The following is a 25,468-nucleotide window of genomic DNA, read 5'->3' on the forward strand; positions in this document are numbered from 1 at the left end:
CCGCCGCATTCATCGGAGCACTTCCCATGACCACCACCAAGACCAGCGAATACCTGGAAACCCTCTACGAAGGCTACGGCCAGCGTTTTCGCATGGAAAAACTGCTGCACGAAGTGCGCACCGAGCACCAACACCTGGTGATCTTCGAAAACCCGCGCATGGGCCGGGTCATGGCGCTGGACGGTGTGATCCAGACCACCGAAGCCGACGAATTCATCTACCACGAGATGCTCACCCACGTGCCGATCCTCGCCCATGGCTCCGCCAAGCGTGTGCTGATCATCGGCGGTGGCGACGGTGGCATGCTGCGTGAAGTGGCCAAGCACGGCAGCGTCGAGCACATAACCATGGTCGAGATCGACGGCACCGTGGTCGACATGTGCAAAGAGTTCCTGCCGAACCACTCCAAGGGGGCGTACGACGACCCACGGCTGAACCTGGTGATCGACGACGGCATGCGTTTCGTCGCCACCACCACCGAAAAATTCGACGTGATCATTTCCGACTCCACCGACCCGATCGGTCCGGGCGAAGTGCTGTTCTCGGAAAACTTCTACCAGGCCTGCCACCGCTGCCTGAACGAAGGCGGCATCCTGGTGACCCAGAACGGCACGCCGTTCATGCAGCTGGGCGAAGTGCAGACCACCGCCGGGCGCCTGCGCAGCCTGTTCCCGGACTGGCACTTCTATCAGGCGGCCGTGCCGACCTACATCGGCGGCGCGATGACGTTCGCCTGGGGCGCGACCAACACTGCTTACCGCAAGTTGTCCCGGGAAACCCTGCAACAGCGCTTCGCCGGCAGCGGCATCATCACCCGCTACTACAACCCGGAAATCCACATCGGTGCCTTCGCCATGCCGCAATACGTGCTGAACGCGATCAACAAGCCAAGTAACGACTAAAAAGTTATCCACAACCTACTTGTGGGAGCGGGCTTGCTCGCGAAAGCGGTGTGTCAGTCAATATTAATGTCGACTGACACGACGCCGTCGCGAGCAAGCCCGCTCCCGCAATGGGGCGTGGTGTTTTTTAGAGGGTGTATCAGGTAATTCGTTGGAACGATCAGTCAGGCCAAAAGTCCAGATAGTTGTAAGCCCATTTGCGGGTTTGATCGAGGAGGCACTGATGCAAAAGTGGAAGATCACTTTCGTGGATGATCACGGCGAAACGCTCGATGAAGTCTTTGAGTGCGACGAGTGCCCGGATAACGAGCACGCGGCCAAACTCATCAAGGCCCGGCTCCTGCCAGTCGCTGCCGAACTGGATCTGAACGATCTGGAAGGGCGAACCGATGACGCCAGCGTAAAAAGTCTCAAGACCCAGAACAGCATTCAAATCCTCGGCATTACTCCTGTCTGAACCTCACCTGTCTCATTCACATCCAGACCTTGGCAGCAGCTCCGACTTGGGGCTACTCTGCAAGCGAGATCAGCGAACGGATCGCTAAGGTCTGGTCTTGTCAGCTACATGCTTAAACCCCGGCGGCAACCTGGTTGCCGTATCGCCTCCACCAATCGGTTGCGGGCGTCGGGAGTACGGAAAGTCTATCCATATGGTTTTAGGAGGACGATTCATGAGCACAGCCTATCAAGAAGACATCAGTACCAGCGTACTGCGCCGCATGAAGGAAGGCGGTTTCGACTTTTCAAGATTCCATCCCATCGAGTTCTACGCGATTTTCCCGGACGAGGAGCGGGCACGCAGGGCAGCAGGTCATTTTTGTGGTGAATCCTTGAATGCCCAGATCAGCGTGCGCGACGACGGCGCGTGGCATCTGGAACTGAGCAAAGTGATGTACGCCACCTACGACGGCATCGGCGACTTTGAGCAGGACTTCGAGGCCGTGGTCGAACCTCTGGGCGGGATCATCGAAGGATGGGGCGTCAAACAGGAGGTACGAGGGCTACTCGCATAACACTATGAACAGCGACAACATTCACTAACGGCTGACCTTCGGGTTGGCCGTTTTCGTTTTTACGATTTACCCAACCCCCTGTAGGAGCTGTCGAGTGAAACGAGGCTGCGATCTTTTGATCTTGCTTTTGATTCACAACGTTTCAAAAACCCAAAAAAAAGCCGCCTGAACAGGCGGCCAAAGGGAAGTTCGAGAGGTTTTGAAACGAATGCGCCGATTATCCGCACCAACTCCCGGGCAGTGAAATCAACTCTGACTATGCTGGTGATAGGCGACAACATTGCTTCGCAATGAAGCGGGGGCGATCGGGTTGGGGCGTTTGCCGCACAGGATTGGTGCGGTGCTTTTGGGGCGATTATCCAACTGATTGAAATCAAAGCGTTTATGCCGATGGCACGGGCCTTGCGAAGCCTAGATGTCCGGGTGACAAGGAGTACGGCATGATCCGCACCTATTTTGATGAAATGTACGATGCCGGCGGCCTGGTCCGCCCGCATTATCGGGAGTTTGCCCGTTGGCTGGCCGAAACGCCTGACGAGCTTTTGGCACAACGGCGACGCGAGGCCGATCTGCTGTTCCATCGTGCCGGGATTACCTTCACGCTCTACGGTGATGAGCAGGGGACAGAGCGCCTGATTCCCTTCGACACCATTCCCCGCAGCATCCCCGCCAGCGAATGGCGGATCGTCGAACGCGGCTGCATCCAGCGGGTCAAGGCGTTGAACATGTTCCTCGCCGACCTCTATCACGAGCAGCGCATCATCAAGGCCGGCATCATCCCGGCCGAGCAAGTGCTGGCCAACGAGCAATACCAGTTGGCGATGCAAGGGCTGGATCTGCACCGGGATATCTATTCCCACATCTCTGGCGTCGATCTGGTGCGCGATGGCGACGGCACGTACTACGTGCTCGAAGACAATCTGCGAACACCGAGCGGCGTGAGCTACATGCTCGAAGACCGCAAGATGATGATGCGCCTGTTCCCCGAGTTGTTCTCGGCGCAACGCATTGCGCCCATCGATCACTACCCGAACCTGTTGCTCGACACCCTGAAAAGCTCCAGCCCGATCGATAACCCGAGCGTGGTGGTGCTGACCCCTGGCCGTTTCAACAGCGCGTTTTTCGAGCACGCCTTTCTGGCGCGGGAAATGGGTGTGGAACTGGTGGAAGGCGCGGACCTGTTCGTGCGCGACGACAAGGTGTTCATGCGCACCACGGATGGGCCGAAAGCCGTGGACGTGATCTATCGTCGCCTCGACGATGCGTTCCTCGATCCGCTGGCGTTCAACCCGGACTCGATGCTCGGCGTGCCGGGGCTGCTGTCGTCCTATCGCTCCGGCAACGTAGTGCTGGCGAATGCCATCGGCACCGGGGTCGCGGACGACAAATCGGTGTATCCGTTCGTGACCGACATGATCCGTTTCTACTTGGATGAAGAGCCGATCCTGAAGAACGTGCCGACGTTCCAGTGTCGCAACCCTTCAGAACTGTCCCACGTCCTGGCCAATCTCCCCGACCTGGTGGTCAAGGAAACCCAGGGCTCCGGCGGTTACGGAATGCTGGTGGGGCCGGCGGCGACGGCGGCGGAAATCGAGTCGTTCCGCGCACGGATCAAAGCCAAGCCCCACGCGTACATCGCGCAACCGACGTTGTCCCTGTCGACCTGTCCGACCTTTGTCGAAAACGGCATCGCGCCACGCCACATCGACCTGCGTCCGTTTGTATTGTCTGGCCGCGAAACCCGGGTTGTGCCCGGTGGTTTGACCCGTGTTGCCCTGCGTGAAGGCTCCCTGGTGGTGAATTCCTCCCAGGGCGGCGGCACCAAGGACACCTGGGTGGTCGAGGATTGAAGGAAGCCTGCCATGTTAAGTAGAACTGCCTCGGATTTGTATTGGATGTCGCGTTACCTGGAGCGGGCGGAAAACCTCGCACGGATGCTCGACATCAGTTATTCGCTGTCGCTGATGCCGCAGGATGGCCGTGGCGACGGTCTGCACGAACTCGCCATGCCGCTGCTGATCACCGGCACCCTGGACGATTACCTGGAGCGCCACGGCGAACTGCATGCCGAACGGCTGCTGCATTTCTTCGCTTTGGACGCGGCAAACCCGGCGAGCATCTACAGCTGCCTCGGTTCGGCGCGGGCCAGTGCCCATGCGGTGCGTGGGCGAATCACCGCCGACATGTGGGAAAACATCAACGCCACCTGGTTGGAAATTCGCGGGATCGCGGAGCAGGGCTTGAGTCGTTACGGCATGAGCCGTTTCTGCGAGTGGATCAAGGAACGTTCCCATCTGTTTCGCGGCGCGTCCTACGGCACCATCATGCGTAACGATGCGTTTCGTTTCATTCGACTGGGCACGTTTATCGAACGGGCCGACAACACCTTGCGCCTGCTCGACGCTCGTTACGAAATGGCCGGCGATCAGGCCGAAGCGGTCAGCGATGGCACGGCGCACGCCTATTACCAGTGGAGCGCGTTGCTGCGGGCGTTGTCCTCCTTCGAGGCCTACACCGAGATTTACCGCGATGCGCCCGGCGCCCGGCATGTCGCCGAATTGCTGTTGCTGCGCGCCGACGTGCCGCGTTCGTTGCGCGCCTGCACCGAAGAAATCGACCAGATCCTCGCCCAGTTGCCGGGGGCCAACGGCCGTCCCGCGCAACGCCTGGCGGCGGAAATGGACGCGCGCCTGCGCTACACCGGCATCTCCGAAATTCTCGACGAAGGCCTGCACGCCTGGCTGACCGAGTTCATCCCGCTGGTGCGCCAGTTGGGCAACGCCATTCACAGTTCCTACCTGGAGGCTGCATGAGACTTTCCATTAGCCACGAGACCACCTATCACTACGAAGATCAGGTGCGGGCGAGCATCCAGTACTTGCGACTGACACCCCACGACAGCGAGCGCCAGCATGTGCTCAGTTGGCAACTCGACCTGCCGCGCCCGGTGCGTGCGCAGCTCGATCCGTTCGGCAACATCCTGCATGTGCTGACCATGGACGAGCCCCATGAAGCGATCATCATCGGTGCCCGTGGCCAGGTCGATATCGATGAATTGAGTGAAGCCGAGCATGAGAGCCAGTCGGCGCTGCCGTTCCTGCGTTTCACCCGCCTGACGGAAGCCGACGAAGCCTTGCGTGCGTTCGCGGAGAAGGAATGCAAAAAACGTCGGGATCGCACCGCGCTGATTGACTTGATGCAGGGCTTGAATCAGCACATGACCTACACGCCGGGCTCCACCGAAGTGGACACCAGCGCGGCCAAAGCCTTTGCCGGGCGCTCCGGTGTTTGCCAGGACCACACCCATGCGTTCCTCGCCTGCGCCCGTAGCCTGGGCATTCCGGCGCGTTATGTGTCGGGATATTTGTATAGTGAGAACAGCGAACACCTGGCCAGCCACGCCTGGGCCGAAGCCTGGCTGGATGACGCGTGGTACAGCTTTGACGTGACGAACCAATTGGCCCGGCCGGAGCGCCATTTGAAACTGGCGGTAGGCCTGGATTACCTGGATGCCTGCCCGGTGCGCGGGATGCGTCGGGGCGGTGGCTGCGAGCAGATGCATGCAAAGGTGTTTGTATCGCCGACGCCGGTGTTTGCGCCGGTGATCTCAGTCCAGCAGCAATAACCCGCGCGCGGATCGTTCCCACGCTCTGCGTGGGAATGCAGCCCGGGACGCTCCGCGTCCAAAAAAGCGGACGCAGAGCGTCCATTGAGGCATTCCTACGCAGAGCGTGGGAACGATCAACTAATTTCATTCAAGGCTTAACCTTACGCCCTGCCATATGCTTCAAATACCCCACCAACAAATCCAGATCCCCCGCCGGCAATACCTGCTCTGAAAACGCGGGCATCTTCGCCTGCGGCCACTGCCTCAAACTCTGCGGATCACGAATGTAGCGCTTGAGGAAATCCGCGCCGAAATACTCGGTGGGGTTGAACGGGATATTCAGGTCCGGCCCGAACTGCGCATCGCCCGCGCCATTGAGTCGATGGCAGGCCAGGCAATTCTTCTGGAACAAGGCAAAGCCCTGGTTCACCGGATCGTCCGCCTTCAACGCAGTATCGGGCAGCAGGGCAGGGAAGCGCTGGGCGACGGGCGCCATGCGCTTGATGCTGGCGACTTCGAACGGCCATTGCTCGGGGCTGATATTACCGGCCTGGGGATTGGTCCAGACCAAGTAAAACGGCCCGGCACTGTGCTTGCCCCCGGACAGTGGCGGCCACGGGTTGGCCGGGTCTTCAATCGCCAGCCAGACCTGTGCGCCTTGGGTATTGAGCAACGGCGCCGCCGCCAGTTCGGCGGCAAAACCGTCCAGTGCCACGGCTTGCAGGTGGTCGTCAGGCTTGATGCCGGTCAGCAACGCAGCCAACGGCACGGCGCGATAACTCATGTCGCGTTTATAGGAAACGTCGTTGGAGATGCTGATGGTCTGGACCTGAGGGTGCTTGAGCAATTCCTCGGTTTGCCAGGTGCGACTGCTCGCGCCCAGCTCCAGGTTCAGCTGCGCGGCATACAGGGGCGAGCCGACCAGCAGGGCCCCCAATAGAAAAAGTGCTTTCAAGTGATCGCCGTCCATGTCGTGGAAGTGCCGTGAAGGTTGGCACAGCCACACTGGCCCGGGTAGCGAGCCAGTCACATATTTAACGAAGCGATATAAAACCTTTGCGCTGCTTTCTTTTACAGAGAATCAACCGATCACCTTGGTCAGGTTCGGCAAAATCAACAACAGCGTAGTGGCGAATAGGATGAGTCCGGCTTGACGTACTTTCGAATGTTTGAACATGGCTGACCGCCTTTTTTGTTATTTCCTGATGCTTGCCTGCATATCTCCATGACGGCAAAGCGCTGCACTTCCTGTGAGACGAGTGCCTCGGCAAAACCCGACGACAACTTCGTACATCTTCACCTTAGAGCCCGCGTCACACTTGGTTTAGATCCATTTCGTATGGTCATGACGTTAAAAGCTCTTAAAAAGGCATGAGGCCTATTGCCAGCTTCTTTGACGCCCGTTTGCTAGACAGCTTCGTCACGTGAATCGGTTAATCCGATAGCTGACTACCGTCCGTCTGAGCGTGAGCGTCAACGTCCGTGAGCATTGCGGTCATTGAATCCGGCGCTGCTCGGCTTAAGGTGAGAACACAGCATTTTCTCCTGCATAGGTTCGAGGACCACATGACCGAAGCTCTGATTTTCGACGCGTTACGCACGCCCCGCGGCAAAGGCAAGGCCGATGGCGCGTTGCACAGCGTCAAACCGGTGAACCTGGTGGCCGGGTTGCTGACGGCGTTGCAGCAGCGAACGTCCCTGGACACCAGCCAGGTCGATGACGTGGTGCTCGGCTGCGTCACGCCCATCGGCGATCAAGGCTCCGACATCGCCAAGACTGCGGCGCAGGTCGCCGATTGGGATGTCAGCGTGGCGGGTCTGCAGATCAACCGCTTCTGCGCCTCGGGCTTGGAGGCGGTTAACCTCGGCGCGATGAAAGTCCGTTCCGGTTTCGAAGACCTGGTGGTGGTCGGTGGCGTCGAGTCGATGTCTCGCGTACCCATGGGCAGCGACGGTGGGGCTTGGGCGCTGGACCCGGAAACCAACCTGCACAGCCACTTCACGCCCCAAGGCGTGGGCGCCGACCTGATCGCCACGATTGAAGGCTTCAGCCGCCAGGACGTCGATGCCTACGCGCTGCATTCCCAGCAAAAAGCCGCGCGGGCTCGCGCGGACGGTTCGTTCAACAAATCCCTGGTGCCGGTACAGGACCAGAACGGCATCATCCTGCTCGATCACGATGAGTTCATCCGCGCCGAATCGACCCTGGAAGGCCTGGGCAAACTCAAGCCGAGTTTCGAAATGATGGGGCAAATGGGTTTCGACGCCACGGCGCTGCGGGTTTACAGCCACATCGAGCGGATCAATCACGTACACACGCCGGGCAACAGCTCCGGCATCGTCGACGGCGCGGCACTGATGCTGATCGGCTCAGAAGCCAAGGGCCGGGCGCTGGGCCTGCAACCACGGGCGCGAATCGTCGCCACGGCAGTCACCAGCACCGATCCGACCATCATGCTCACCGGCCCGGCGCCGGCCACCCGCAAGGCCTTGGCCAAGGCTGGGTTGCGGGTTGAAGACATCGATTTGTTCGAGGTCAACGAAGCGTTCGCCTCGGTGGTGTTGAAGTTCATCAAGGACATGGCCGTCGACCCGGACAAGGTCAACGTCAACGGCGGCTCGATCGCCATGGGGCACCCGCTGGGCGCCACCGGTTGCGCGATCCTCGGCACCTTGCTCGATGAACTGGAAACCCGGCGCCTGCGCTATGGCCTCGCGACCCTGTGTGTCGGCGGCGGCATGGGCATTGCCACCATCATCGAACGCCTCTGAGCACCGATTTCAAGGAACTGTGACATGACTGAAGCCATTCGTTACGAAAAAGGCCAGGACCAGATCGTCGTCCTGACCATCGACATGCCGGGCCAGAGCGCCAACACCATGAACGCGGTGTACCGCGAGGCCATGGCCGCCCGCGTCACTCAATTGGTCGCGGAAAAGGACAGCATTGCCGGGGTCATCATCACCTCGGCCAAGAAGACTTTCTTCGCCGGCGGCGACCTCAATGAACTGATCAAGGTCGGCAAACCCGAGGCCAAAGCCTTCTACGACATGGTGCTGACGTTGAAGGGGCAACTGCGCACACTGGAAACCCTCGGCAAACCGGTGGTCGCCGCAATCAACGGCGCGGCGTTGGGCGGCGGTTGGGAAATCTGCTTGGCCTGTCATCACCGCGTGGCGCTGGACAACCCGTCGGTGCAACTCGGCCTGCCGGAAGTGACCCTCGGCCTGCTGCCGGGCGGCGGCGGGGTGGTGCGCATGGTGCGCATGCTGGGTATCGAGAAAGCCCTGCCGTACTTGCTTGAAGGCAAAAAAGTCCGGCCGCAGCAGGCGTTGCAGGCCGGTTTGATCAATGAACTGGCGGCGGATCACCATGAGCTGCTGGCCAAGTCGCGGGCGTGGATTCTGGCCAATCCGACCGCAGTGCAGCGTTGGGATGTGAAGGGCTATCAGATTCCGGGCGGCACACCGTCGAACCCGAAAGTCGCGCAGATGCTGGCCATCGCGCCCTCGATCCTGCGCACTAAAACCCAGGGCACGATGCCGGCGCCGGAAAAAATCCTGTGCGCGGCGGTGGAAGGCGCCCAGGTGGATTTCGCCACGGCGCATCTCATTGAAACCCGTTACTTCACCGAATTGACCACCGGCCAGGTCTCGAAAAACCTGATCGGTACGTTCTGGTTCCAGCTCAATGAGATCAATGCCGGCGGTTCGCGACCGAAGGGTTTTGCGCCTTATGTCACGCGCCGGGTGGGTGTGTTGGGCGCTGGAATGATGGGCGCCGGGATTGCCTTTGTCAGTGCTTCGGCGGGCATCGACGTGGTGCTCAAGGACGTCAACCTTGCAGCCGCGGAGAAGGGCAAGGCGCATTCGGCGGCGCTACTGGACAAGAAGGTCTCCCGTGGCCAGTTGAGCGCCGAGCAGCGCGACGCGGTGCTGGCGCGGATTCACACCACTGAAAGCGATGGGGATCTGGCCGGTTGCGACCTGATCATTGAAGCGGTGTTCGAAGATCGCGAACTGAAAGCCAACGTCTCGGCGGCGGCGCAGAAAGTTGTCGGCGCGGACGCGGTGATCGCTTCCAATACCTCGACTTTGCCGATCAGCGGCCTGGCCACCGCCGTGCCGGACCAGAGCAAGTTCATCGGCCTGCATTTCTTCAGTCCGGTGGAGAAAATGGCGCTGGTGGAAATCATCAAAGGCGCGAACACCAGCGACGAAACCCTGGCTCGTGGTTTCGATTTCGTCCTGCAAATCAAGAAAACCCCGATTGTGGTCAACGACAGTCGCGGCTTCTTTACCTCGCGGGTGTTCGGCACCTTCACCAATGAAGGGATCGCCATGCTCGGCGAAGGTGTGAGCGCGCCGATGATCGAGACCGAAGCGCGCAAGGCCGGCATGCCCATCGGGCCTCTGGCGATCTCCGACGAAGTTTCCCTCAGCCTGATGAGCCATATCCGTCAACAAACGGCCAAAGACCTGCAAGCGGAAGGGAAACCGCTGATAGAACACCCGGCGTTCGCCGTGATTGACTTGCTGCTCAACGAATACAAGCGTCCGGGCAAGGCGGCTGGCGGTGGTTTCTACGATTACCCGGCCGGTGGGCAGAAACATCTATGGCCGGAGCTGAAAACCCGTTTCGAGAAGGCCGACGGGCAGATTTCGCCGAAGGACGTGCGCGATCGGCTGTTGTTCGTGCAAGCCATCGAAACCGTGCGCTGTGTGGAGGAGGGCGTGCTGACCTCGACGGCGGACGCCAACGTCGGCTCGATCTTCGGCATCGGCTTCGCAGCCTGGACTGGTGGCGCGCTGCAATTCATCAACCAATATGGCGTGAAAGACTTCGTCGCCCGCGCCCAATACCTGGCTGAGCAGTATGGCGAACGCTTCGCTCCGCCCGCGCTGCTGCTGGAGAAAGCCGCCAAAGGGGAGACGTTCTAAGGGACCGATGACGCATTCCGGGGCTTGCCTTGCCACCGTGTTTCAAGGCAGGCTCTGGGGTGTGCATTATTCCCATCACGTGTCAGGTATTTTTTATGTCGTTACGCATCTGCATTCTGGAAACCGACATCCTGCGTCCGGAATTGGTCGATCAATATCAGGGTTATGGGCAGATGTTCCAGCGTCTGTTTTCGCAGCAACCCATCGCTGCCGAGTTCACCGTGTACAACGTGATGCAGGGCGAATACCCCAGCGATGAGCTGACGTTCGATGCCTACCTGATCACTGGCAGCAAGGCCGATTCCTTCGGCACTGACCCCTGGATCGAAACCCTCAGAACTTATCTGCTGAACCGCTACGAACGCGGCGACAAACTGCTGGGCGTGTGCTTCGGCCATCAACTGCTGGCGTTGCTGCTGGGTGGCAAGAGCGAGCGTGCGACCCAAGGCTGGGGCGTGGGCATCCACAACTACAAACTCGCCGCCAAGGCACCGTGGATGAGCCCGGTGCGGGAAGAGCTGACGTTGTTGATCAGTCACCAGGATCAGGTGACCGCGCTGCCGGAAAACGCCACGGTGATTGCCTCGAGTGATTTCTGTCCGTTCGCCGCGTACCACATCAACGATCAGGTGCTGTGCTTCCAGGGGCATCCGGAATTCATTCACGATTACTCACGGGCGCTGCTGGAAATTCGCCAGGAAGCGTTGGGCGCACAGGTTTATTCCAAAGGCGTTGCCAGCCTTGAGCATGAACATCACGGCACTACGGTTGCGGAGTGGATGATGCGGTTTGTGGCGCATAAGCCTGAGGTTGGGGCGGTTTAAAGCTAAAAGCTTCGCGAGCAGGCTCGCTCCCACAAGGGATCTCCGTTGTTGCAGAGATCGGTGTGGGAGCGAGCCTGCTCGCGAATTGCACAGACGACTCGGTCTTGCCTACTACAACCACCCAGACCTCTTGAAACTCGCCCACAACCCGACACACCCCACCGCTATAAACCCCAACACCGCGAAATACCCATAGTGCCAACTCAACTCCGGCATGTTCTGGAAGTTCATCCCGTAAATCCCGGCCACTGCCGTCGGGAACGCCAGAATCGCCGCCCACGCCGCAAACTTGCGCTGCACCACGCTCTGGCGTGACGCCTCCAGCAACACTCCGACCTCGATGGTCTGGCTGGCAATGTCCGCCAGGGTCGTCAGGTCTTCCATCTGCCGCGTGACATGGATCTGCACATCGCGGAAGTAGGGCCGCATGTTCTTGTCGATAAACGGGAAGCTCAGCTTCTGCAGTTCTTCGCCGATTTCCACCATCGGCGCGGCATAGCGACGCAAGCGCAGCACATCTCGACGCAGGCTGTGGAGGTTCTGGATGTCGCGTTCATTCAACGCGCTGCACAGCACGTTGCGTTCCAGTTCATCGATCTCGGCGTGGATCGCTTCGCCCACCGGTTGGTAGTTTTCGATCACGAAATCGAGGATGGCATAGAGTACGAAATCTTCCCCATGCTCCAACAACAGCGGACGCGCCTCACAGCGTTGGCGCACATGGGCGTAAGACGCCGAATGACCGTTGCGGGCAGTGATGATGTAACCCTTACCGGCAAAGATATGCGTCTCGATGAACTCCAGCTTGCCTTCATGGCGGATCGGCGAGTACGTGACGATAAACAGCGCATCGCCGAAGGTTTCCAGCTTCGGCCGGCTGTGTTTTTCCAGGGCGTCCTCAATGGCCAGTTCGTGCAGGTTGAACTGGCGTTGCAGGTTGGTCAGCTCTTGGGCGTTGGGCTCTTCGAGGCCGATCCACACAAAATGGCCGGTCTTGGCCGCCCAGGCTGCGCCTTCATCGAGGGTGATATTGGTGATTTTTTTACCGGCGCTGTAAACCGCAGCAGCAACAACTCTACCCATGATGTTGGTTCACTTCTTATTAATACAATGACAGTGGCAGGCAGTGTCCAGCTTAGCCTTCTGCTTGTAGAGATTCAGTGAAATCTGCAGAGTTCAGGGGCAAAAGAAAACCCGCACAGGGCGGGTTTGTTTTCAGGCGGCTTGCAGTTGCCGATCCATCGAGGCGATGCAGTCTCGCATCTGCTCGCGGCACTGGGCGATCAGCAGGGGCATGTCGTCCATGCTCAACCCGGCAGTAGGAATCGCCGGCAGCGAACGAATCAGAATTTTCCCACTGCGCCAGCGGTTTAATCGCATGTGTTTGACGTAACTGCTGACACACACCGGGACGATCGGCACTCCGGCGGCGATGGCCATCTGGAACGCGCCTTTCTTGAACGGCAGCAGGTCTTCGCCAAGGTTGCGCGTGCCTTCCGGGAACACCCAGATCGACGTGTCTTCATGCTGCAAGGTGTGAGTGGTGGTGAGCATCGACTGGCGCGCCTTGTGCGCGTTGCCCCGGTCGATCAACACATTGCCCGCCAGCCAGAACAACTGGCCGAACAGCGGCACCCACTTCAGGCTCTTCTTGCCGATGCACACGGTGCGGCGGGGCACCACGTTGCCGAACACAAACAGATCGTAGTTGGATTGGTGGTTGGCGATGATCACGCAGCTTTCGGGTTTGTCCATCAACGGCCCGACGTCGGTCTTCACCCGCAGACGCAAAATACACATCGCCGGCCAGGCATATAGGCGTGCGCATAAACGGCTGTTGTCCGGGTTGAATGGCCGGCACAGGCCCAGGATCACCCCCAGCACACCGGCCAGAATAAAGTGCAGGCCCATCAATAACATACGAAACACAAACAGCATTTACAGGCCCCACCGGGACAAAAGGTGGCGCAGTGTACGGATGTGCACTGTTTTCGGCAATTGCCGCTATAGAGGTGGGAGATAGGCGATGTTTAAGCGCATGTTTCCGACTTGTGGGTCAGACGCGGCCTAGAGCGGTTGAAGGGTTTTCAACAGTACACGTACGAAAAAGCCCGACACGACGGTCGGGCTTTTCGTTCAGGCGGGTAGGGCTTAACCCAGATGTTCCTGATCCTGGATGATCGCGTTGTCCAGGGTCTCCAGCAACGCCTTGCGCACTTTCAACTTGGTGGCCTTGTGGGCGGTCATGTTGATCTTCTTCAACTGACGCGCCGCCGCCAGGGCCGCACCTTGCAACTCCTCGGCCGACACCACCACATCGAGGAAACCGGCGGCGATCGCGCTCTGCGGATTGAACATTTCGCCATTGATCACCGACCGATGCAGCGCCGCGTTGCTCAGGCGATCACGGGCCAGTTCAATCCCGGCGTGGTGCATGGTCATGCCGATCTGCACTTCGTTCAGGCCAATGCTGAACGGGCCGTCGACACCAATGCGGTAATCCGCCGACAACAACAGGAACGCGCCCTTGGCCACCGCATGCCCAGGGCACGCCACAATCACCGGGAACGGGTGCGACAACAGACGACGAGCCAGCGTTGAACCCGCTGTCACTAGCGCCACGGCTTCTTTAGGACCGGCCGTCATCACCTTCAAGTCATAACCGCCGGACAGAATCCCCGGCTGGCCGGTAATGATCACCACCGCACGATCAGTCACCGCCTGATCCAGCGCAGCATTAAACGCCGCAATCACGTCCGGGGAAATGGCGTTGACCTTGCCATTGCTTAACGTCAGCGTCGCGATACCGTCTTCGAGGTGGTAGGAAATCAACTCACTCATGACGCTATTCCTTGTATGAAAGTTGAGGCAGACGTTACCCACCGCCGCAGGCCAGGTAAAGCGCCGTGACTGACCCGCCGGTCATGCTTTCCCGGTCCGGCAAGCGTAGCCGGCCGCACTGGCCGTGCATTCCCCTCTATATAGAAGAGGGGACGAAGCCGGAGATTGGCCGGTTTGCCATGGCCCCGAACCCGCCGCAGCGCCTGAATCGCTAACCGCATGAAAATTCTGAAAAAAAAAATTTGCCATCGGAAAAGCTTTCGACTACATTAGCGCGCCTCGACAGACAGAACATGTTTGAAGAGATACGGTGAAGTGTCCGAGTGGCTTAAGGAGCACGCCTGGAAAGTGTGTATACAAGAAATTGTATCGAGAGTTCGAATCTCTCCTTCACCGCCAAATTCGATGTAACCAAAACCCCTGATTTCGAAAGAAGTCAGGGGTTTTGTGGTTTCTGGGGTCTGAATGTCGAATAGGGCGCTGTTATGTGGAAATCGGGCGGCAACGGCGCCCAACTTCATGTTCAGTAGGCATCCACGATACCGACAGCGTTGTCCGGTATGCGCACGTAGTTTTGCAGCGGGTTTTCCAGAATGTGTCCGTCGCCACAGGTTATTAAGTGCGTACTGTGAGGGAATCGGTCGATGGAAGCTTGAATCTTGCGACCAATGAACGGATTGCCACTGATACGTACTTGCATGATCGCCTTGCGGTAGTTGAACACCATGGCACCATACTGGGCCTCGATTGCCGGGTTGCGCACCGCGCCGTTCAGCCGGCGTTTGCAATATTCGCGGTAACTCCACGATATATCCCGCCCGGAAAAAAGTGCAGGGGGATTCGCCAGCTCCCATAAAAGGGCATGTGCTCTAACGATGGTGCGGTCGAGCTCTACCACTTGCTCATAAATCGGTGGTATGGACTGGTAGTTCCCGTTCGCGGCCAGTTCATTGCATATCTCCAGCGCAGGCCCAAGCGCATCAAAAACTGATAACTCCCAACCGAATACCCGCTGCCGGTCAACCAGTCCCTGTAGACGCTCAGGTACAGAGTCATGAGTGATGGCTGATTGTTGTTCCTCTACATGCAGGCACAAACGATCTGCCGCAATCAGGGTCTGGAAGTACACGGTGAGATCGCTGCATGCCTCGGTCCAGGCAAAAGGAGGAATCGCATGCCCGTCACCGGTCATGAAGAATCGCGGGATGGGCGCGTCTCCGTGCGTCAGCGCGAGTAGGGTCTCGTTTGTTAACGCCCTTAGCGTACCGGGTTGTACGAGGTTCCATGGCATAGTCGTTCCTCCCTGTGTGGCTGTATTTTTCTGTTTACAGTCATGGCGGAGACTGTAGCAGGGCCTGTGAAAACAGTTCGTTCACTAGCCTGAATCCCTCATGCCCGCTATAGACTGTCGGCCCCCTCGAACGGAATCGACTAATGGCTATCCACCGAATGGCGCTGCTGATGTGCTTCGTGTCTTCACTCGCCAACGCAGCCGACATTGAAACTTTATGACTTGCTGAAAGGCTGGAGCTACCGCTCGATGTGGTGGGTGACGAACAAGGAGGGTGGGGCATTTATGGCGCGTGGGGTGCATGGACAGCGAATCTATGTCGATCCGAAGGCTGACACCCGGTGGCCAACAATTCGGCCAATGACCCTGTCACCTTGACGGCGTTTGAGGCATTGGCCGAGCGTCTGAACGCGATACCGTGAGTGGCCGATCTTGGTATCAAGCGGTTTCGTGGAGCCGGGACATCGTAAATCCATTGTTCCAAAGTTCTAGCGCCAACCATTGGCCCATTGTCATTTTGGGACGCACGGGAGGTGGGGTTGTCTCGGACGCCATGTCGCGAAGATTGACGTCGGCAGGGTTCATCCAATCCACTTCCTCATCCCTCCAGGCGTTGTCGAAATCTATTTCTGCGGCAGCAAATACATCGAGCTTGCTCAGAAGGTCGGGCGAAGCGCTGACGTGTTTGTTGAAGCGCTGCATCTGCTCATCGCTTAACGTGTGGCTGAAATCATAAAACGTTGCTTTGCCGGTTTTGTGGTCGATCCCGATCCCGATAATGCTTTTTCCCAAGTCAGGATCGGCGCTGAGAACTCCCTGCATGAAGCCTTTAAATGCGGAGAAAAATATCGACCCTGCTGCATTACGTGCTGCGGCAGCCTGTTCGTACCTGGCCGAATATCCGCTGGTTTCTTTCGGCGCACTGTCGGTATTGGTCTGATCACCAACTTCTTTCGAGGTGCCTGGAGCGTTGGCACTTGTGGTGGGCGTTGTCGCTGCGTTAACGGGTTTGACGGCTGGATCTGTCTTCAGTGTTGGCACAAAACCAAAAAGATTGTTTGCGTTGATTTCCATATCGCTACGTCCATGAGTGCGGATTGTCGTAATACTAGCGGCAGCGAACTGAGTAACTTGATCGTCAAGTTGAGTGGTCCTCATGGAATGATGAAGGACGCAGGTCGTCATCGCGCTTTAAACTTCAATCCTGTTTCTCCATCAAGGGCTGCACCATGATCACCACCACAACCCACACCATCGAAGGTCGCCAAATCACCGCCTACCTGGACATCGTCAGCGCCGAGTCGGTGCAGGGCGTGAACGTGATTCGCGATATGTTCGCCGGGATGCGGGATTTTTTTGGTGGGCGTTCGCAGACGCTGGAGCGAGCCTTGAAGGAGGCGCGTATTCAAGCGACGGACGAGATCAAGGAGCGCGCGCGGGCGTTGCAGGCGGATGCGGTGGTGGGGCTCGATTTCGAGATCAGCATGCCGGCGGGCAAGGGCGGGATGGTGGTGGTGTTTGTGACCGGGACAGCGGTCAAGTTGAAGTAAGAGGCCCGTGGCGGTCAGCGCACGGGCGTCGTCAGGCTGATCAGACGGTATGCGGGGCGCGTTCGCCCTTGGTGTAGACCTGGTTGAAAAAATAATTACTCATGTTCATGTTTCCCGACTTTTGATAGGTAAACAATTGGCCGAGGTCGATGGTTTTTTCGAAGTTGTCCTTGTTCAGAACGAAGCCGCCGGTGCCCAGGTATTCCCGGTCTTCCTTCACAAAGTCGAACGAACTTTTAGCGTATTCGTTGGCGGCATCTTTCAATGCGCCGGACTGATTCATGAAGTCGGAAAGACGGGCAAGGTCTTCGGCGCTGATCGAGCCGGAGGGTGATGTAGCCTTGAGCTGGCCTTGCGGATCGACGGTAAAGCCGAAGTCTTTTTCCTCAAGTGCCGGGTCGATGTTTTTCAAATCGTCCAGAAACTGCATGTACGTCGTCTTGAGGTTTTCATGAGCTGCCATCAAGCGGTCATGGGCGGCAGGGAAGTCTTTGGTGGGTTCGGTGCGGCCGATGTAGGTTTCGACAGCGACCAGGGGAGGGCCTGGCTCGGTGGGCGGTGTCGGCGACGGATTGCTCGGGTGATAGATAACGCTGGAGTTCGGCGGCATGCCGGCCGGGTTTTTCATGTCGATCGCGCCGGAGTCGATCATCTCTTTGATTTTTTCGCCACCTGCTTTACCGGCCGCGATCTGCTCGGGTGTGAGCGTGATGGGCGTGGTGTTGATCAGTGACGGCATTCCCTTGATTTCCATGTTCTCTCCCTGAGTTTTTTGCATTGGAATCAGGGCAACGGCCTGTAGCCGGAATTCTTGAGGGTGCCGAGACAGATGGTGTGTTTCTGTTTATTTCACTTGTTGTCTTGTAGGACGTCGGCGTCGGCCATTCGTCGGGCACGCGGCAATCTGAACCACAAGTCCAGTAATGACCGGCTAGTCTCAAAAGCCTTGGTGGTCGATATTTTTCAGGCAGAACGGGCTTGCCGGTATCGACCCATTTTTGAAAGGGGCGAAGAGATGGCTGATCCGTATATCGAAGACGACGGGGCTGAGTTTCCAATCAACAATTGCGTGCAGTGCGGCCAGACTGAGTATGTAGCTGGTTTTGGCGAGGATCAGGTCAAGACTGGCAAGATCAAATCGGCGGCACCTCGAGGGCCGAAGTCGAAATTTTTGCCCAAGGTTGCAGCACCTTCCAGGAAATAATCGTCAGCAAAGCGACCCCGCCATTGAGCGGGGTTTTTTATGTCTGGCTTTTGGATGGTGGGAAAATGCCCTACAGACATGAGTGCAGTTTTCTTTCACAAACTTTTCACAAGGTCCTACGTAGTCTCAGCTCATCCGTTAGAAAGCAGTACTCCAGCCCGTCTCCCCAGCGGGCTTTTTTTTGCCTGTCATAAAACCTTTTCCATAAACGCTGTCCAACCGTCGCCTATAGCGAGGTTGCGCCGGTTTGTGTCTGGACTTTGCCTTCACTAAAGCATTCAATCTCCGCCTTTTCGTTTCCCCCTTTTTTGAGGTTTTCGTCATGCGTTTAACACTGCCTGCTCTGGTTCTGGGGCTTCTGGTTACTCAAGGTGCGATGGCTGCCGGTCAAGGCACTGCCGCGCTCGGTGGTGGTCTGGGTGGCGCGCTGGGTAACGTCGTCGGCCAAAACATGGGCGGCAGCACCGGCGCAGCGATCGGTGCAGGCGTAGCAGGCGCGGCAGGCAGCGCGATTGCAGCGCCGAAGGGCAGTCGCACCAAAGCGGCTATCGGCGGCGGTGTCGGCGCGGCCGGCGGTTCGGTGATTGGCAACAGCCTGGGCGGCAAGACCGGTGCAACCATCGGCGCCGGCCTGGGCGGTGCAGCAGGCGGCGCGGTAGGTACCAACCTGTCGAAAGGCCACAAGCGCCACTGATCCTGAGGGTCAGCTCAAGAAGCCCGGTTCATGCCGGGCTTTTTCGTTTCTGAACGTTTTTTTTCAGCGCGCCTCCAAACTCTTACAACCCTCTCGACTAGCAGAGTACTGTGGGAGCAGGTTGAGACACTTGCGCTCCTCCAATACGGAATTGAGGTTCATATCATGCGTTTGACATTGTCCACGTTGGTTCTTGGTCTTTTGGTCGCTCAGGGCGCCATGGCGGCCGGCGATGGCACCGCAGCAGTTGGCGGTGGTCTTGGCGGTGCGCTGGGTAATGTGGTCGGCCAGCAAATGGGTGGCAGCACCGGCGCAGCGATCGGCGCGGGTGTGGGCGGCGCCGCAGGCAGCGCGGTCGGCGCGCGCAAGGGCAGCCGCACAGAAGCGGCCGTCGGTGGTGGTATCGGGGCGGCGGGCGGCTCGGTGGTCGGCCATAGCCTGGGCGGCTCCACCGGTTCGACCATTGGCGCAGGCCTGGGCGGTGCGGCGGGTGGTGCAGTCGGCAACAACCTGGGTAGCGACAGCGGCAGCTCCCATTCCGGTGGCGGCCACAAGCACAAGAACAAACACAGAAACAAACATCGCTAGTTTGACTGTCTAGCGACGGGACAAACCCGGCCGAGCGACGGTTTTGTATCTGTGAGTCGGGGCTCTTAAGCGATTGGTTGTAAGACGCCCCGAACTTCATACACTCCTGAAAACTGTGAGGCGCGCCATGACACTTGAAACCGAAGACAAGGATAAGAAAGAGGACTCTACGGGCGTGCCGTATTTGAACGATCCGGGTAATGAAGATCCGGGTTCGTTGATGGACGATGCAACCGTGCCGCTCAACGACTCTGATGATGCAGGGGATGTGGGCAACACTGAGTATGAAGAGGAAGACTCGGACGAAGATTGACCGATCGTCCCCCGTACCGAACGCTTGCATAACCCCATCCTCGAAATATCAGGGCCTGCTTTTCAGGCCTTCCGAGAGGTGCTTATGAACGCTGATCCGAAAGTCACTGACGGTGACGAAACCCCTGAATATCCGCTGCCTTCACCGACTGATTCCCTGAGCCGTGATCAGCGTCCGCCTGATGATGAGGATGACGCCGGGATGGAGCAGGTGCCGAATGATGATGTGAAGCGGGGCGATGTGGAGGCGAGTCCGGATGATCCGGATATTGCGGGGGAGGATGGGTCGGGGGAGCCGAGTTGAAGAGGATGTTCGGGGATAAGTTTTAGATGTTAAAGCCCAGCATATTGTTGGGCTTTTTGATTTGGACCTATATCTAGTTATATTTCAGGAATATCTGTTTCAACCCAACGAAGAAAAAACTCTTTCTGTATCTGAGGGTCATTTGTCAGATTATTTTCCTCATAGTCAAAAATGCTCACAATATCGCTCCTTAATGCGTACTTACCAAGCGTGAGTTCATATGCTTTTACACCTTGTGACATCTGTGAAGACATACTGGAAGGATGGACATTTATTTTTGCCCCTTTACATAGAAATGTTAGATCTGAGTGTTCCTTTCTGATTAGGCCTAGACACTCGTAGAAATCATCACCAGAGTAAACTTTACTGTACCCATTCTCCAATACGAATTTAATCGTCAGCATTTCAGTGTCGCAGAGAAGCCTGGCAGTTTGGCGCTTGCCTTCTTTGATGATGAAGATCTCGACGCTGTCCATGTTTTACCTCCGATTTGGATTCAAAATAGTGTGACTAGAGGCGCGGCCATTAGCTCCTATAGGTGTCACTCCAAGAATGTCTTCTCTTTTAATACCGCCTTGAATTGCTATTTCTCGCTCGCTGCCAAATTTGTATTTTTTACCAAGCTCCGCGTTGAGATCTCGGCCAGGGATCATCCGAATGGTGTACAGAAATCCGCTTCTCATATTGAATTTCGTCGCAAAGTCTATTCCTACCTCCCTTACTGGAGAAGTGCTAACAAAGTTGCTTGGAGGCTTGTTGCTGTCAAGCGAGTGAAGCAGTAAATCATTACTATCTCCTTTGGTTTGAAAGCCCTGCTCAAAAATCACATCTGGATGACGGCCATCGCCGCGATACAAATATCGTTCTTCGATGGGTACAGGAAGCTTTGCCTCCCCCTCATCAACCCCAACCGCCCCAACCGGATCCTCCTCCCCAAACGCCGGCCTCTTACACCCATCCGCCCCAGGACAAGTATTCAACCCCAACGGATCAACCCACCCCGTCGGATTCGGCGTGTACTGGTACTGATTCAGCCCACCCGCCAATTTCACCGGGTCCGGCGTCAGATACCGTCCAACCTCCGGGTTGTAATACCGATGCCGGTTGTAATGCAGTCCCGTTTCCGCATCGAAGTACTGCCCCTGAAATCGCAGCGGCTGGTCCAGCACTTGATGGGTGTCACGGTTGAGGCGGGTCAGTCGGCCGTAGGCGGTGTATTGCGCGGCCCAGACAATTTCGCCGCTGTAGTCGGTCAGTTCCTGGGGTGTGCCGAGGTGGTCGAGTTGGTAGTAGAACGGGCAGGCCTGGCGCGGGCCTTTGCCGTCGAGCATGGCCAGCGGGCGGAAGGTGCCGGGCTCATACACATAGCTGCGATGGTGTTCGCGACCGCTTTCGGCGACCACCTGATCGCCTTGCCAGAAGAACTCGGTCGTCTTGCCGTCGACGGTTTTGGCGATGCGGCGACCGAAGGCGTCGTAGCGATAATTCGCACAACGCCCATCCGGCAACGTGACGCCCACCAACCGATGCTGACAGTCGTAGCGATATTCAGTGACAAGTTTTTGCGCAGTGCCACGCCGTTCGCGGATGAGGTTGCCGAAGGCGTCGTAGTCGTAATGACGATCGCCCTGCATCAGCAGGCGATTGCCTTTAACGCTCGCCAGACCGGGACGATCCTGCATCAGCAGGTTGCCCGCCGGGTCGTGGGCGAAGCTTTCCGGCAGGTGGTCGCGGGAGTGGCGGACGCGGATCAGCCGGTCGAGCGGGTCGTACTGGTAGCTGCGTTGGCCGTGGCGGGTGTCTGCGATGTGGTCGAGATTGCCGTTGGCGCTGTAGGCATAATCGCGGCGATACAGCGGTTGTCGCTGTTGGCTGACGGAATGAGCCTTCAGCCGACCTTGGTCGTCATACTGGTAATCGCTGAGTAACAAGCCTTGTTGGCGATGCCGTTCGCGCCCGGTGGCGAAAGTGTGAGATGTCAGCCGCGCGCCATTGAGGTCGATGGCCGTCAGCGCGCCGCCCTTGGCGTGGTGATAGTCGAGCTTGCTGTTGTCGGGCAGGCGAATGTGGTTGAGCTGGCCGCAAGCGTCGTAGCCATAACGCAAGGTGCCCCAGCCTTGGTGCTCGGTCATCAGCAGGTCTTGCTGGTCGTACTCGAACTCCAGCGGATGATCATGGTTGTCGTCAACGCTGACCAGGTGTCCGAGGCTGTCGTAGCGATACTGGATCGTCTCCCCGTTGGGCAGTGTCTTGACCAGCAACCGTCCGGCCGAGTCCCGCTGATAACCGGTGACGAGTGTCGAGCCGTCATCGCCGAACTCGGTTTTCTCCAGCAGGTGCCCGTTGAGGTCATAGGCATACGCTGTACGGCGCCCGTCGAATCCGGTTTCCTGTCGGATCAATCCGTTCGGCGTGTAGCCCAGCTGATATTTTTCGCCGGATTCGTTTTCGATTTCCGTCAGCAATAACTGCGCGTTGTCGTAGCGATACGTCAGCTGGGTGCCATCGGCCTTAATACGGCGGCTGACCAGGTGCAGGTCGTCGGCGTATTCATAGCGGGTGATGCGGCCCAGTTCATCCTGCTCGGCAGTGATCTTGCCGTAGGCGTTGTAGCTGAAAGCGCGGATGGCACCTGTAGGTAAAGTCGTCTGGACCAGTCGTCCAACGGCGTCCCATTGGTAACGGGTAACGGTACCGTGTTCGTCCTGACTGGTAATCCTCCGGCCCAGCAAATCGTAGGAAAACCGCCGTTGCCCACCGTTCGGCAACGTCTCTTCGATCAATTGCCCCAAGCCGTTCCTGACAAACACATGCCGGCTGGTGTCCGGATAACGGATCGACAGCAACCGTCCCCGAGCGTCGTAGTGGTAATGGGTAACGTGCCCGTCTGGATCGATGGCTTCAGTGATGTCCCCCTGAGCATTGCGCTGATACTTCCACACTGCTTTGCCGCGACGCCGGGCATGCAGGAAACCGTTGCGATACTCGTAGGACGTCGGCTCGCCTTCTGGCGGAATTTGCGCCACGAGACGTCCGACTTCGTCATAACGGTATTCCGTGACCGCCCCGAGCGGGCCCTGCTCGGCAATCAATCGGCCCTTGTCGTCGTAGGCCTTGCGATGTTCACCGCCATTGGGTTCGACCCGACGCACCAACCGCGCCTTATCGTCGTGGACGTAAGCTTCTTCGCTGCCGTCGACGTTTTTAACCACCACGCCGCCCTGGTCATCCCAGGCGTAAGCCGTGTCCATCTGCGAAAAACTCGCCCGGTGGCGGATGCATCGCGCAGCCTTTCCAGACTTTTCCCACTCCCAGAAGAAACTCGCCCCACCGGCCAATTGCCGCTGCAGGATCACGTGTTGGTCGTCGTAGTCGTACCGTTCGCTTTCGCCCGCGGCATTGGTTGCTTCGATCAGGTGATGACGGGCGTCGTAGCGGTAGGAAACCAGCGTTTGCTCTGTACGCCAGGCGTCACTCAGGGATTCGGCCGGATGAAACGTCTGATACTCGATCGCGACGAGGTGTCGGCGTTCGTAACACAGCAGCAGCGAACGCCCGGCGCCGTTGTCGAGGCGTTGTATGCGGTCCTGGCGATCACGGGTGATGTGTAGCCGGTTGTCGTAGGCATCGCTGATCGCCGTCAGTCGACCATTGTGGAAGTGATAAAACCTCGGCGTCTGGCTCGCCAGCGCAACAATTAGCTCCTCCGGTGTATCCCCCCAATAAATTGCTGCCCGTGACAGGCTGTTATGAATCGCCGGGCGCTCGACACTCGGCAGCGGAAACGTCGTACGGCGGTTTTCGTGATCGATCCAGATGACCTGCTGACCGTCCAGTTCCAGGCGATGGGCGAGGGAATGGGTCCAGCCCCAGCCCAATCCACAGTCGAGTTCCACCGCGCTGGTGCGGTACAGGCGGGTGAAGTCGAAGGGCAGGATTCCGTCGAGGGAACCATCAGTCAGGGTCAGCAGTTCTTCACCGGTGACCATCGACACCGGACAGCCGTTGGTGCAGGTCAATGCCCCGCAATCGGCGCTGTCACCGTTGGGATTTTTCGCCTGGTCCGGCGCGTCATGCCGAGGTTCGTGTGGGACCAATCGCGTTTGTGCGTCGGTTTTGTCGCGAGCGATGGCGGCGGGATTTTTCACCACCAAAATCGGAGAATCACCGTTGCGTATCTCCAATGGCACCGTCGGCGTTGGCTTCACCGGCGCACGGCGGGCATTGACTGCCAGCGGTTTGAACGCGCTTGCGTGGGCGGTCAGTCTGGATTCAGCGGTCAACTCGCCCAGGCGCAAGGTGGCGGCGGCCAGCCATTGCCGTGCCCGTGGGGATTTGATCTTAGCCAGTACCTTGGTGCTCAAACCCAGCTTCACGCCTAATCCGCCGGTCACCGTCGTCAGTAGGAAAGCGATCAGCAGGTCTGTACGAATTTCCGCCACCACCTCGGCGACGAATTGTGGCGGCAGCATCCTCAGCCAACTGGTAAACGCGGCGAGATGAATAAACAGCAGCGGCTCATCACTCAGCAGTAACAAGCCATTGGCGATGGCGTCGGCGGAGGTATTTAGCAGCGCGTCCAGCTCGGCCTGGGTCAGGTACTCCAGCAACTTTTCGCTATTGGCTTGCAGATCGGCGAGCAGGGCGTAGACCTGTTTCACGTCATCCCAAACACCCTGCAACGAATTCCTGACGCCCAGCCAGTCCGCCTCTTGCAACTGGCCGTAACGCTCAAGGAATCCGGCGCTGGCGAACTCAGTCCATAGCGGCTCGAACTCGTTGTCCCACTCCGCGCGTAGCCAGACTTCCAGCTCGTCGATCAAGCCTTGATAAGACGCATAGAGCACCTTGACGTGCTCGGCGGAAACATCGGGAAAGAAGGTGATGCGATAACGCTGGCCCCGACTGCAATCGGAAACCTCAAGAATGCCGCTCGGGCCGATGGTCTTGTGGACGGGCTCGCCGAATGTCAGCTCACCATTGCGATCGGCGATCACCGGTTCGAGCATCACCGGCGTGTTGCCGATCGGCACGAAACGCGCCGCCTCGAACATATGCACCAGGGTCAACGGGCCTTCGGCGGGGCATTGGGTTACCACGGAGCTGACTGGTGTGGTGCCGTTCAGCGGTGCGCGGATACGAACGTCGTTATCGACCTTGAACACCTGCTCGACATCCAGCGTCCAGCCGGTCCAGAAGTTTTCCGCCCAGCGCTCGTAGTCGTTCAGGCAGAGGCGGAACTCACCGAGTAACGTTTCGACGTTCGGTTGGTCCGGGTTCATGGCGGCGACCACCATCAGGCCGATGGTGTTGTTCAGGGCCAGGAGTTCATCGGGGTCGAACATTCGCAGTCACTCGCGCGCTTCAATAAAGGAACGCGAGACTTTGCGGGGGATC

Annotated in this window: 24 protein-coding genes, 1 tRNA gene and 1 pseudogene; 17 read left to right on the plus strand and 9 right to left on the minus strand. The window is 58.2% G+C overall.

Annotated features, from left to right (window positions below; translation table 11 throughout):
* Positions 1 to 26 precede the first annotated feature (26 nt).
* From speE to ACIQY3_RS16310, 6 genes are all read left to right on the plus strand, one after another.
* Complete coding sequence (gene speE / locus ACIQY3_RS16285) at positions 27 to 902, plus strand: polyamine aminopropyltransferase (RefSeq protein WP_133836632.1); 876 nt, start codon at positions 27 to 29, stop codon at positions 900 to 902.
* Positions 903 to 1,125: 223 nt separating this feature from the next.
* Complete coding sequence (locus ACIQY3_RS16290; RefSeq protein WP_054048566.1) at positions 1,126 to 1,359, plus strand: hypothetical protein; 234 nt, start codon at positions 1,126 to 1,128, stop codon at positions 1,357 to 1,359.
* A gap of 214 nt (positions 1,360 to 1,573) precedes the next feature.
* Positions 1,574 to 1,915 (plus strand): ribonuclease E inhibitor RraB, encoded by a 342-nt coding sequence (locus ACIQY3_RS16295; protein WP_054048564.1) that lies wholly within the window; start codon positions 1,574 to 1,576, stop codon positions 1,913 to 1,915.
* Between the two features lie 440 nt (positions 1,916 to 2,355).
* Positions 2,356 to 3,765: a circularly permuted type 2 ATP-grasp protein gene (locus ACIQY3_RS16300; protein WP_403021130.1), complete on the plus strand. Its 1,410-nt coding sequence runs from the start codon at positions 2,356 to 2,358 to the stop codon at positions 3,763 to 3,765.
* 12 nt (positions 3,766 to 3,777) lie between these two features.
* Positions 3,778 to 4,728 carry an alpha-E domain-containing protein gene (locus ACIQY3_RS16305; RefSeq protein WP_133836635.1) on the plus strand — a complete coding sequence of 317 codons (951 nt, stop codon included), beginning with the start codon at positions 3,778 to 3,780 and terminating at the stop codon, positions 4,726 to 4,728.
* Positions 4,725 to 5,540 carry a transglutaminase domain-containing protein gene (locus tag ACIQY3_RS16310; protein WP_403021132.1) on the plus strand — a complete coding sequence of 272 codons (816 nt, stop codon included), beginning with the start codon at positions 4,725 to 4,727 and terminating at the stop codon, positions 5,538 to 5,540. The genes ACIQY3_RS16305 and ACIQY3_RS16310 overlap by 4 nt, the downstream gene beginning before the upstream one ends.
* A gap of 130 nt (positions 5,541 to 5,670) precedes the next feature.
* On the opposite strand, the gene ACIQY3_RS16315 is transcribed toward ACIQY3_RS16310, so the two are convergent.
* Positions 5,671 to 6,492, minus strand: a complete 822-nt coding sequence (locus tag ACIQY3_RS16315) for a c-type cytochrome (protein WP_403021135.1) — start codon at positions 6,490 to 6,492, stop codon at positions 5,671 to 5,673.
* Between the two features lie 596 nt (positions 6,493 to 7,088).
* Here ACIQY3_RS16315 and ACIQY3_RS16320 point away from each other — a divergent pair.
* The 3 genes from ACIQY3_RS16320 to ACIQY3_RS16330 all read left to right on the plus strand — a co-directional run bounded on the left by ACIQY3_RS16320 (position 7,089) and on the right by ACIQY3_RS16330 (position 11,287).
* On the plus strand, positions 7,089 to 8,294 hold the full coding sequence (locus tag ACIQY3_RS16320; protein ID WP_403021138.1) for an acetyl-CoA C-acetyltransferase: 1,206 nt from the start codon (positions 7,089 to 7,091) through the stop codon (positions 8,292 to 8,294).
* A 24-nt stretch (positions 8,295 to 8,318) separates the two neighbouring features.
* Positions 8,319 to 10,463: a 3-hydroxyacyl-CoA dehydrogenase NAD-binding domain-containing protein gene (locus ACIQY3_RS16325; RefSeq protein ID WP_403021140.1), complete on the plus strand. Its 2,145-nt coding sequence runs from the start codon at positions 8,319 to 8,321 to the stop codon at positions 10,461 to 10,463.
* A 95-nt stretch (positions 10,464 to 10,558) separates the two neighbouring features.
* Positions 10,559 to 11,287, plus strand: a complete 729-nt coding sequence (locus ACIQY3_RS16330) for an amidotransferase (protein ID WP_403021144.1) — start codon at positions 10,559 to 10,561, stop codon at positions 11,285 to 11,287.
* A gap of 111 nt (positions 11,288 to 11,398) precedes the next feature.
* On the opposite strand, the gene ACIQY3_RS16335 is transcribed toward ACIQY3_RS16330, so the two are convergent.
* From ACIQY3_RS16335 to ACIQY3_RS16345, 3 genes are all read right to left on the minus strand, one after another.
* Entirely contained in the window at positions 11,399 to 12,370 is a 972-nt protein-coding gene (locus ACIQY3_RS16335; RefSeq protein WP_054048547.1) for a magnesium and cobalt transport protein CorA, read from the minus strand.
* 132 nt (positions 12,371 to 12,502) lie between these two features.
* A complete protein-coding gene (locus ACIQY3_RS16340; protein WP_403021146.1) occupies positions 12,503 to 13,225 on the minus strand; it encodes a 1-acylglycerol-3-phosphate O-acyltransferase in 723 nt (240 codons plus the stop codon).
* 213 nt (positions 13,226 to 13,438) lie between these two features.
* Positions 13,439 to 14,128, minus strand: a complete 690-nt coding sequence (locus tag ACIQY3_RS16345) for a crotonase/enoyl-CoA hydratase family protein (RefSeq protein WP_403021149.1) — start codon at positions 14,126 to 14,128, stop codon at positions 13,439 to 13,441.
* Between the two features lie 309 nt (positions 14,129 to 14,437).
* Between ACIQY3_RS16345 and ACIQY3_RS16350 the strand changes: the two genes are divergently transcribed.
* Positions 14,438 to 14,527 (plus strand) — tRNA-Ser (locus tag ACIQY3_RS16350).
* A 124-nt stretch (positions 14,528 to 14,651) separates the two neighbouring features.
* On the opposite strand, the gene ACIQY3_RS16355 is transcribed toward ACIQY3_RS16350, so the two are convergent.
* Complete coding sequence (locus ACIQY3_RS16355; protein WP_403021152.1) at positions 14,652 to 15,419, minus strand: hypothetical protein; 768 nt, start codon at positions 15,417 to 15,419, stop codon at positions 14,652 to 14,654.
* 216 nt (positions 15,420 to 15,635) lie between these two features.
* Between ACIQY3_RS16355 and ACIQY3_RS16360 the strand changes: the two are divergent.
* Positions 15,636 to 15,841: pseudogene (locus ACIQY3_RS16360) on the plus strand (6-aminohexanoate hydrolase); the annotation flags it as partial.
* A 16-nt stretch (positions 15,842 to 15,857) separates the two neighbouring features.
* Here the strand turns inward: ACIQY3_RS16360 and ACIQY3_RS16365 are convergent.
* On the minus strand, positions 15,858 to 16,493 hold the full coding sequence (locus tag ACIQY3_RS16365) for a hypothetical protein (protein WP_403021154.1): 636 nt from the start codon (positions 16,491 to 16,493) through the stop codon (positions 15,858 to 15,860).
* A gap of 155 nt (positions 16,494 to 16,648) precedes the next feature.
* Between ACIQY3_RS16365 and ACIQY3_RS16370 the strand changes: the two genes are divergently transcribed.
* Complete coding sequence (locus tag ACIQY3_RS16370) at positions 16,649 to 16,969, plus strand: YbjQ family protein (protein WP_403021156.1); 321 nt, start codon at positions 16,649 to 16,651, stop codon at positions 16,967 to 16,969.
* A gap of 40 nt (positions 16,970 to 17,009) precedes the next feature.
* Here ACIQY3_RS16370 and ACIQY3_RS16375 read toward each other — a convergent pair whose 3' ends face one another.
* Entirely contained in the window at positions 17,010 to 17,723 is a 714-nt protein-coding gene (locus tag ACIQY3_RS16375) for a hypothetical protein (protein ID WP_403021159.1), read from the minus strand.
* A 261-nt stretch (positions 17,724 to 17,984) separates the two neighbouring features.
* On the opposite strand from ACIQY3_RS16375, the gene ACIQY3_RS16380 reads away from it, so the two are divergent.
* From ACIQY3_RS16380 to ACIQY3_RS16400, 5 genes are all read left to right on the plus strand, one after another.
* Complete coding sequence (locus ACIQY3_RS16380; protein ID WP_403021161.1) at positions 17,985 to 18,173, plus strand: hypothetical protein; 189 nt, start codon at positions 17,985 to 17,987, stop codon at positions 18,171 to 18,173.
* Positions 18,174 to 18,495: 322 nt separating this feature from the next.
* The gene (locus ACIQY3_RS16385; RefSeq protein ID WP_403021163.1) at positions 18,496 to 18,867 is read left to right on the plus strand and encodes a bacteriocin; all 372 of its coding nucleotides are present in this window, start codon (positions 18,496 to 18,498) and stop codon (positions 18,865 to 18,867) included.
* A gap of 165 nt (positions 18,868 to 19,032) precedes the next feature.
* The gene (locus ACIQY3_RS16390) at positions 19,033 to 19,455 is read left to right on the plus strand and encodes a hypothetical protein (RefSeq protein ID WP_054053956.1); all 423 of its coding nucleotides are present in this window, start codon (positions 19,033 to 19,035) and stop codon (positions 19,453 to 19,455) included.
* A gap of 127 nt (positions 19,456 to 19,582) precedes the next feature.
* Positions 19,583 to 19,768: a hypothetical protein gene (locus ACIQY3_RS16395; protein ID WP_403021166.1), complete on the plus strand. Its 186-nt coding sequence runs from the start codon at positions 19,583 to 19,585 to the stop codon at positions 19,766 to 19,768.
* Positions 19,769 to 19,852: 84 nt separating this feature from the next.
* The gene (locus ACIQY3_RS16400) at positions 19,853 to 20,071 is read left to right on the plus strand and encodes a hypothetical protein (protein ID WP_403021169.1); all 219 of its coding nucleotides are present in this window, start codon (positions 19,853 to 19,855) and stop codon (positions 20,069 to 20,071) included.
* Positions 20,072 to 20,148: 77 nt separating this feature from the next.
* Here the strand turns inward: ACIQY3_RS16400 and ACIQY3_RS16405 are convergent, their stop codons facing one another.
* Both ACIQY3_RS16405 and ACIQY3_RS16410 read right to left on the minus strand, forming a co-directional pair.
* Entirely contained in the window at positions 20,149 to 20,547 is a 399-nt protein-coding gene (locus ACIQY3_RS16405; RefSeq protein ID WP_403021171.1) for a hypothetical protein, read from the minus strand.
* 3 nt (positions 20,548 to 20,550) lie between these two features.
* On the minus strand, positions 20,551 to 25,416 hold the full coding sequence (locus ACIQY3_RS16410; RefSeq protein ID WP_403021174.1) for an RHS repeat-associated core domain-containing protein: 4,866 nt from the start codon (positions 25,414 to 25,416) through the stop codon (positions 20,551 to 20,553).
* Between the last annotated feature and the right edge of the window lie 52 nt (positions 25,417 to 25,468).

The organism is Pseudomonas sp. NPDC096950, from assembly GCF_044762525.1.
Taxonomy (GTDB): Bacteria; Pseudomonadota; Gammaproteobacteria; order Pseudomonadales; family Pseudomonadaceae; genus Aquipseudomonas.

Bases quoted from the DNA above. Each gene is read 5' to 3' on its own strand.
- ACIQY3_RS16330 (WP_403021144.1), top strand. From the start codon at position 10,559: ATGTCGTTACGCATCTGCATTCTGGAAACCGACATCCTGCGTCCGGAA.
- ACIQY3_RS16355 (WP_403021152.1), bottom strand. From the start codon at position 15,419: ATGCCATGGAACCTCGTACAACCCGGTACGCTAAGGGCGTTAACAAAC.
- ACIQY3_RS16305 (WP_133836635.1), top strand. From the start codon at position 3,778: ATGTTAAGTAGAACTGCCTCGGATTTGTATTGGATGTCGCGTTACCTG.
- ACIQY3_RS16395 (WP_403021166.1), top strand. From the start codon at position 19,583: ATGACACTTGAAACCGAAGACAAGGATAAGAAAGAGGACTCTACGGGC.
- ACIQY3_RS16295 (WP_054048564.1), top strand. From the start codon at position 1,574: ATGAGCACAGCCTATCAAGAAGACATCAGTACCAGCGTACTGCGCCGC.
- ACIQY3_RS16290 (WP_054048566.1), top strand. From the start codon at position 1,126: ATGCAAAAGTGGAAGATCACTTTCGTGGATGATCACGGCGAAACGCTC.
- ACIQY3_RS16405 (WP_403021171.1), bottom strand. From the start codon at position 20,547: ATGGACAGCGTCGAGATCTTCATCATCAAAGAAGGCAAGCGCCAAACT.
- ACIQY3_RS16325 (WP_403021140.1), top strand. From the start codon at position 8,319: ATGACTGAAGCCATTCGTTACGAAAAAGGCCAGGACCAGATCGTCGTC.
- ACIQY3_RS16375 (WP_403021159.1), bottom strand. From the start codon at position 17,723: ATGGAAATCAAGGGAATGCCGTCACTGATCAACACCACGCCCATCACG.
- ACIQY3_RS16335 (WP_054048547.1), bottom strand. From the start codon at position 12,370: ATGGGTAGAGTTGTTGCTGCTGCGGTTTACAGCGCCGGTAAAAAAATC.
- ACIQY3_RS16345 (WP_403021149.1), bottom strand. From the start codon at position 14,128: ATGAGTGAGTTGATTTCCTACCACCTCGAAGACGGTATCGCGACGCTG.
- ACIQY3_RS16340 (WP_403021146.1), bottom strand. From the start codon at position 13,225: ATGCTGTTTGTGTTTCGTATGTTATTGATGGGCCTGCACTTTATTCTG.
- ACIQY3_RS16365 (WP_403021154.1), bottom strand. From the start codon at position 16,493: ATGGAAATCAACGCAAACAATCTTTTTGGTTTTGTGCCAACACTGAAG.
- ACIQY3_RS16315 (WP_403021135.1), bottom strand. From the start codon at position 6,492: ATGGACGGCGATCACTTGAAAGCACTTTTTCTATTGGGGGCCCTGCTG.
- ACIQY3_RS16300 (WP_403021130.1), top strand. From the start codon at position 2,356: ATGATCCGCACCTATTTTGATGAAATGTACGATGCCGGCGGCCTGGTC.
- ACIQY3_RS16380 (WP_403021161.1), top strand. From the start codon at position 17,985: ATGGCTGATCCGTATATCGAAGACGACGGGGCTGAGTTTCCAATCAAC.
- speE (WP_133836632.1), top strand. From the start codon at position 27: ATGACCACCACCAAGACCAGCGAATACCTGGAAACCCTCTACGAAGGC.
- ACIQY3_RS16390 (WP_054053956.1), top strand. From the start codon at position 19,033: ATGCGTTTGACATTGTCCACGTTGGTTCTTGGTCTTTTGGTCGCTCAG.
- ACIQY3_RS16410 (WP_403021174.1), bottom strand. From the start codon at position 25,416: ATGTTCGACCCCGATGAACTCCTGGCCCTGAACAACACCATCGGCCTG.
- ACIQY3_RS16385 (WP_403021163.1), top strand. From the start codon at position 18,496: ATGCGTTTAACACTGCCTGCTCTGGTTCTGGGGCTTCTGGTTACTCAA.
- ACIQY3_RS16370 (WP_403021156.1), top strand. From the start codon at position 16,649: ATGATCACCACCACAACCCACACCATCGAAGGTCGCCAAATCACCGCC.
- ACIQY3_RS16320 (WP_403021138.1), top strand. From the start codon at position 7,089: ATGACCGAAGCTCTGATTTTCGACGCGTTACGCACGCCCCGCGGCAAA.
- ACIQY3_RS16400 (WP_403021169.1), top strand. From the start codon at position 19,853: ATGAACGCTGATCCGAAAGTCACTGACGGTGACGAAACCCCTGAATAT.
- ACIQY3_RS16310 (WP_403021132.1), top strand. From the start codon at position 4,725: ATGAGACTTTCCATTAGCCACGAGACCACCTATCACTACGAAGATCAG.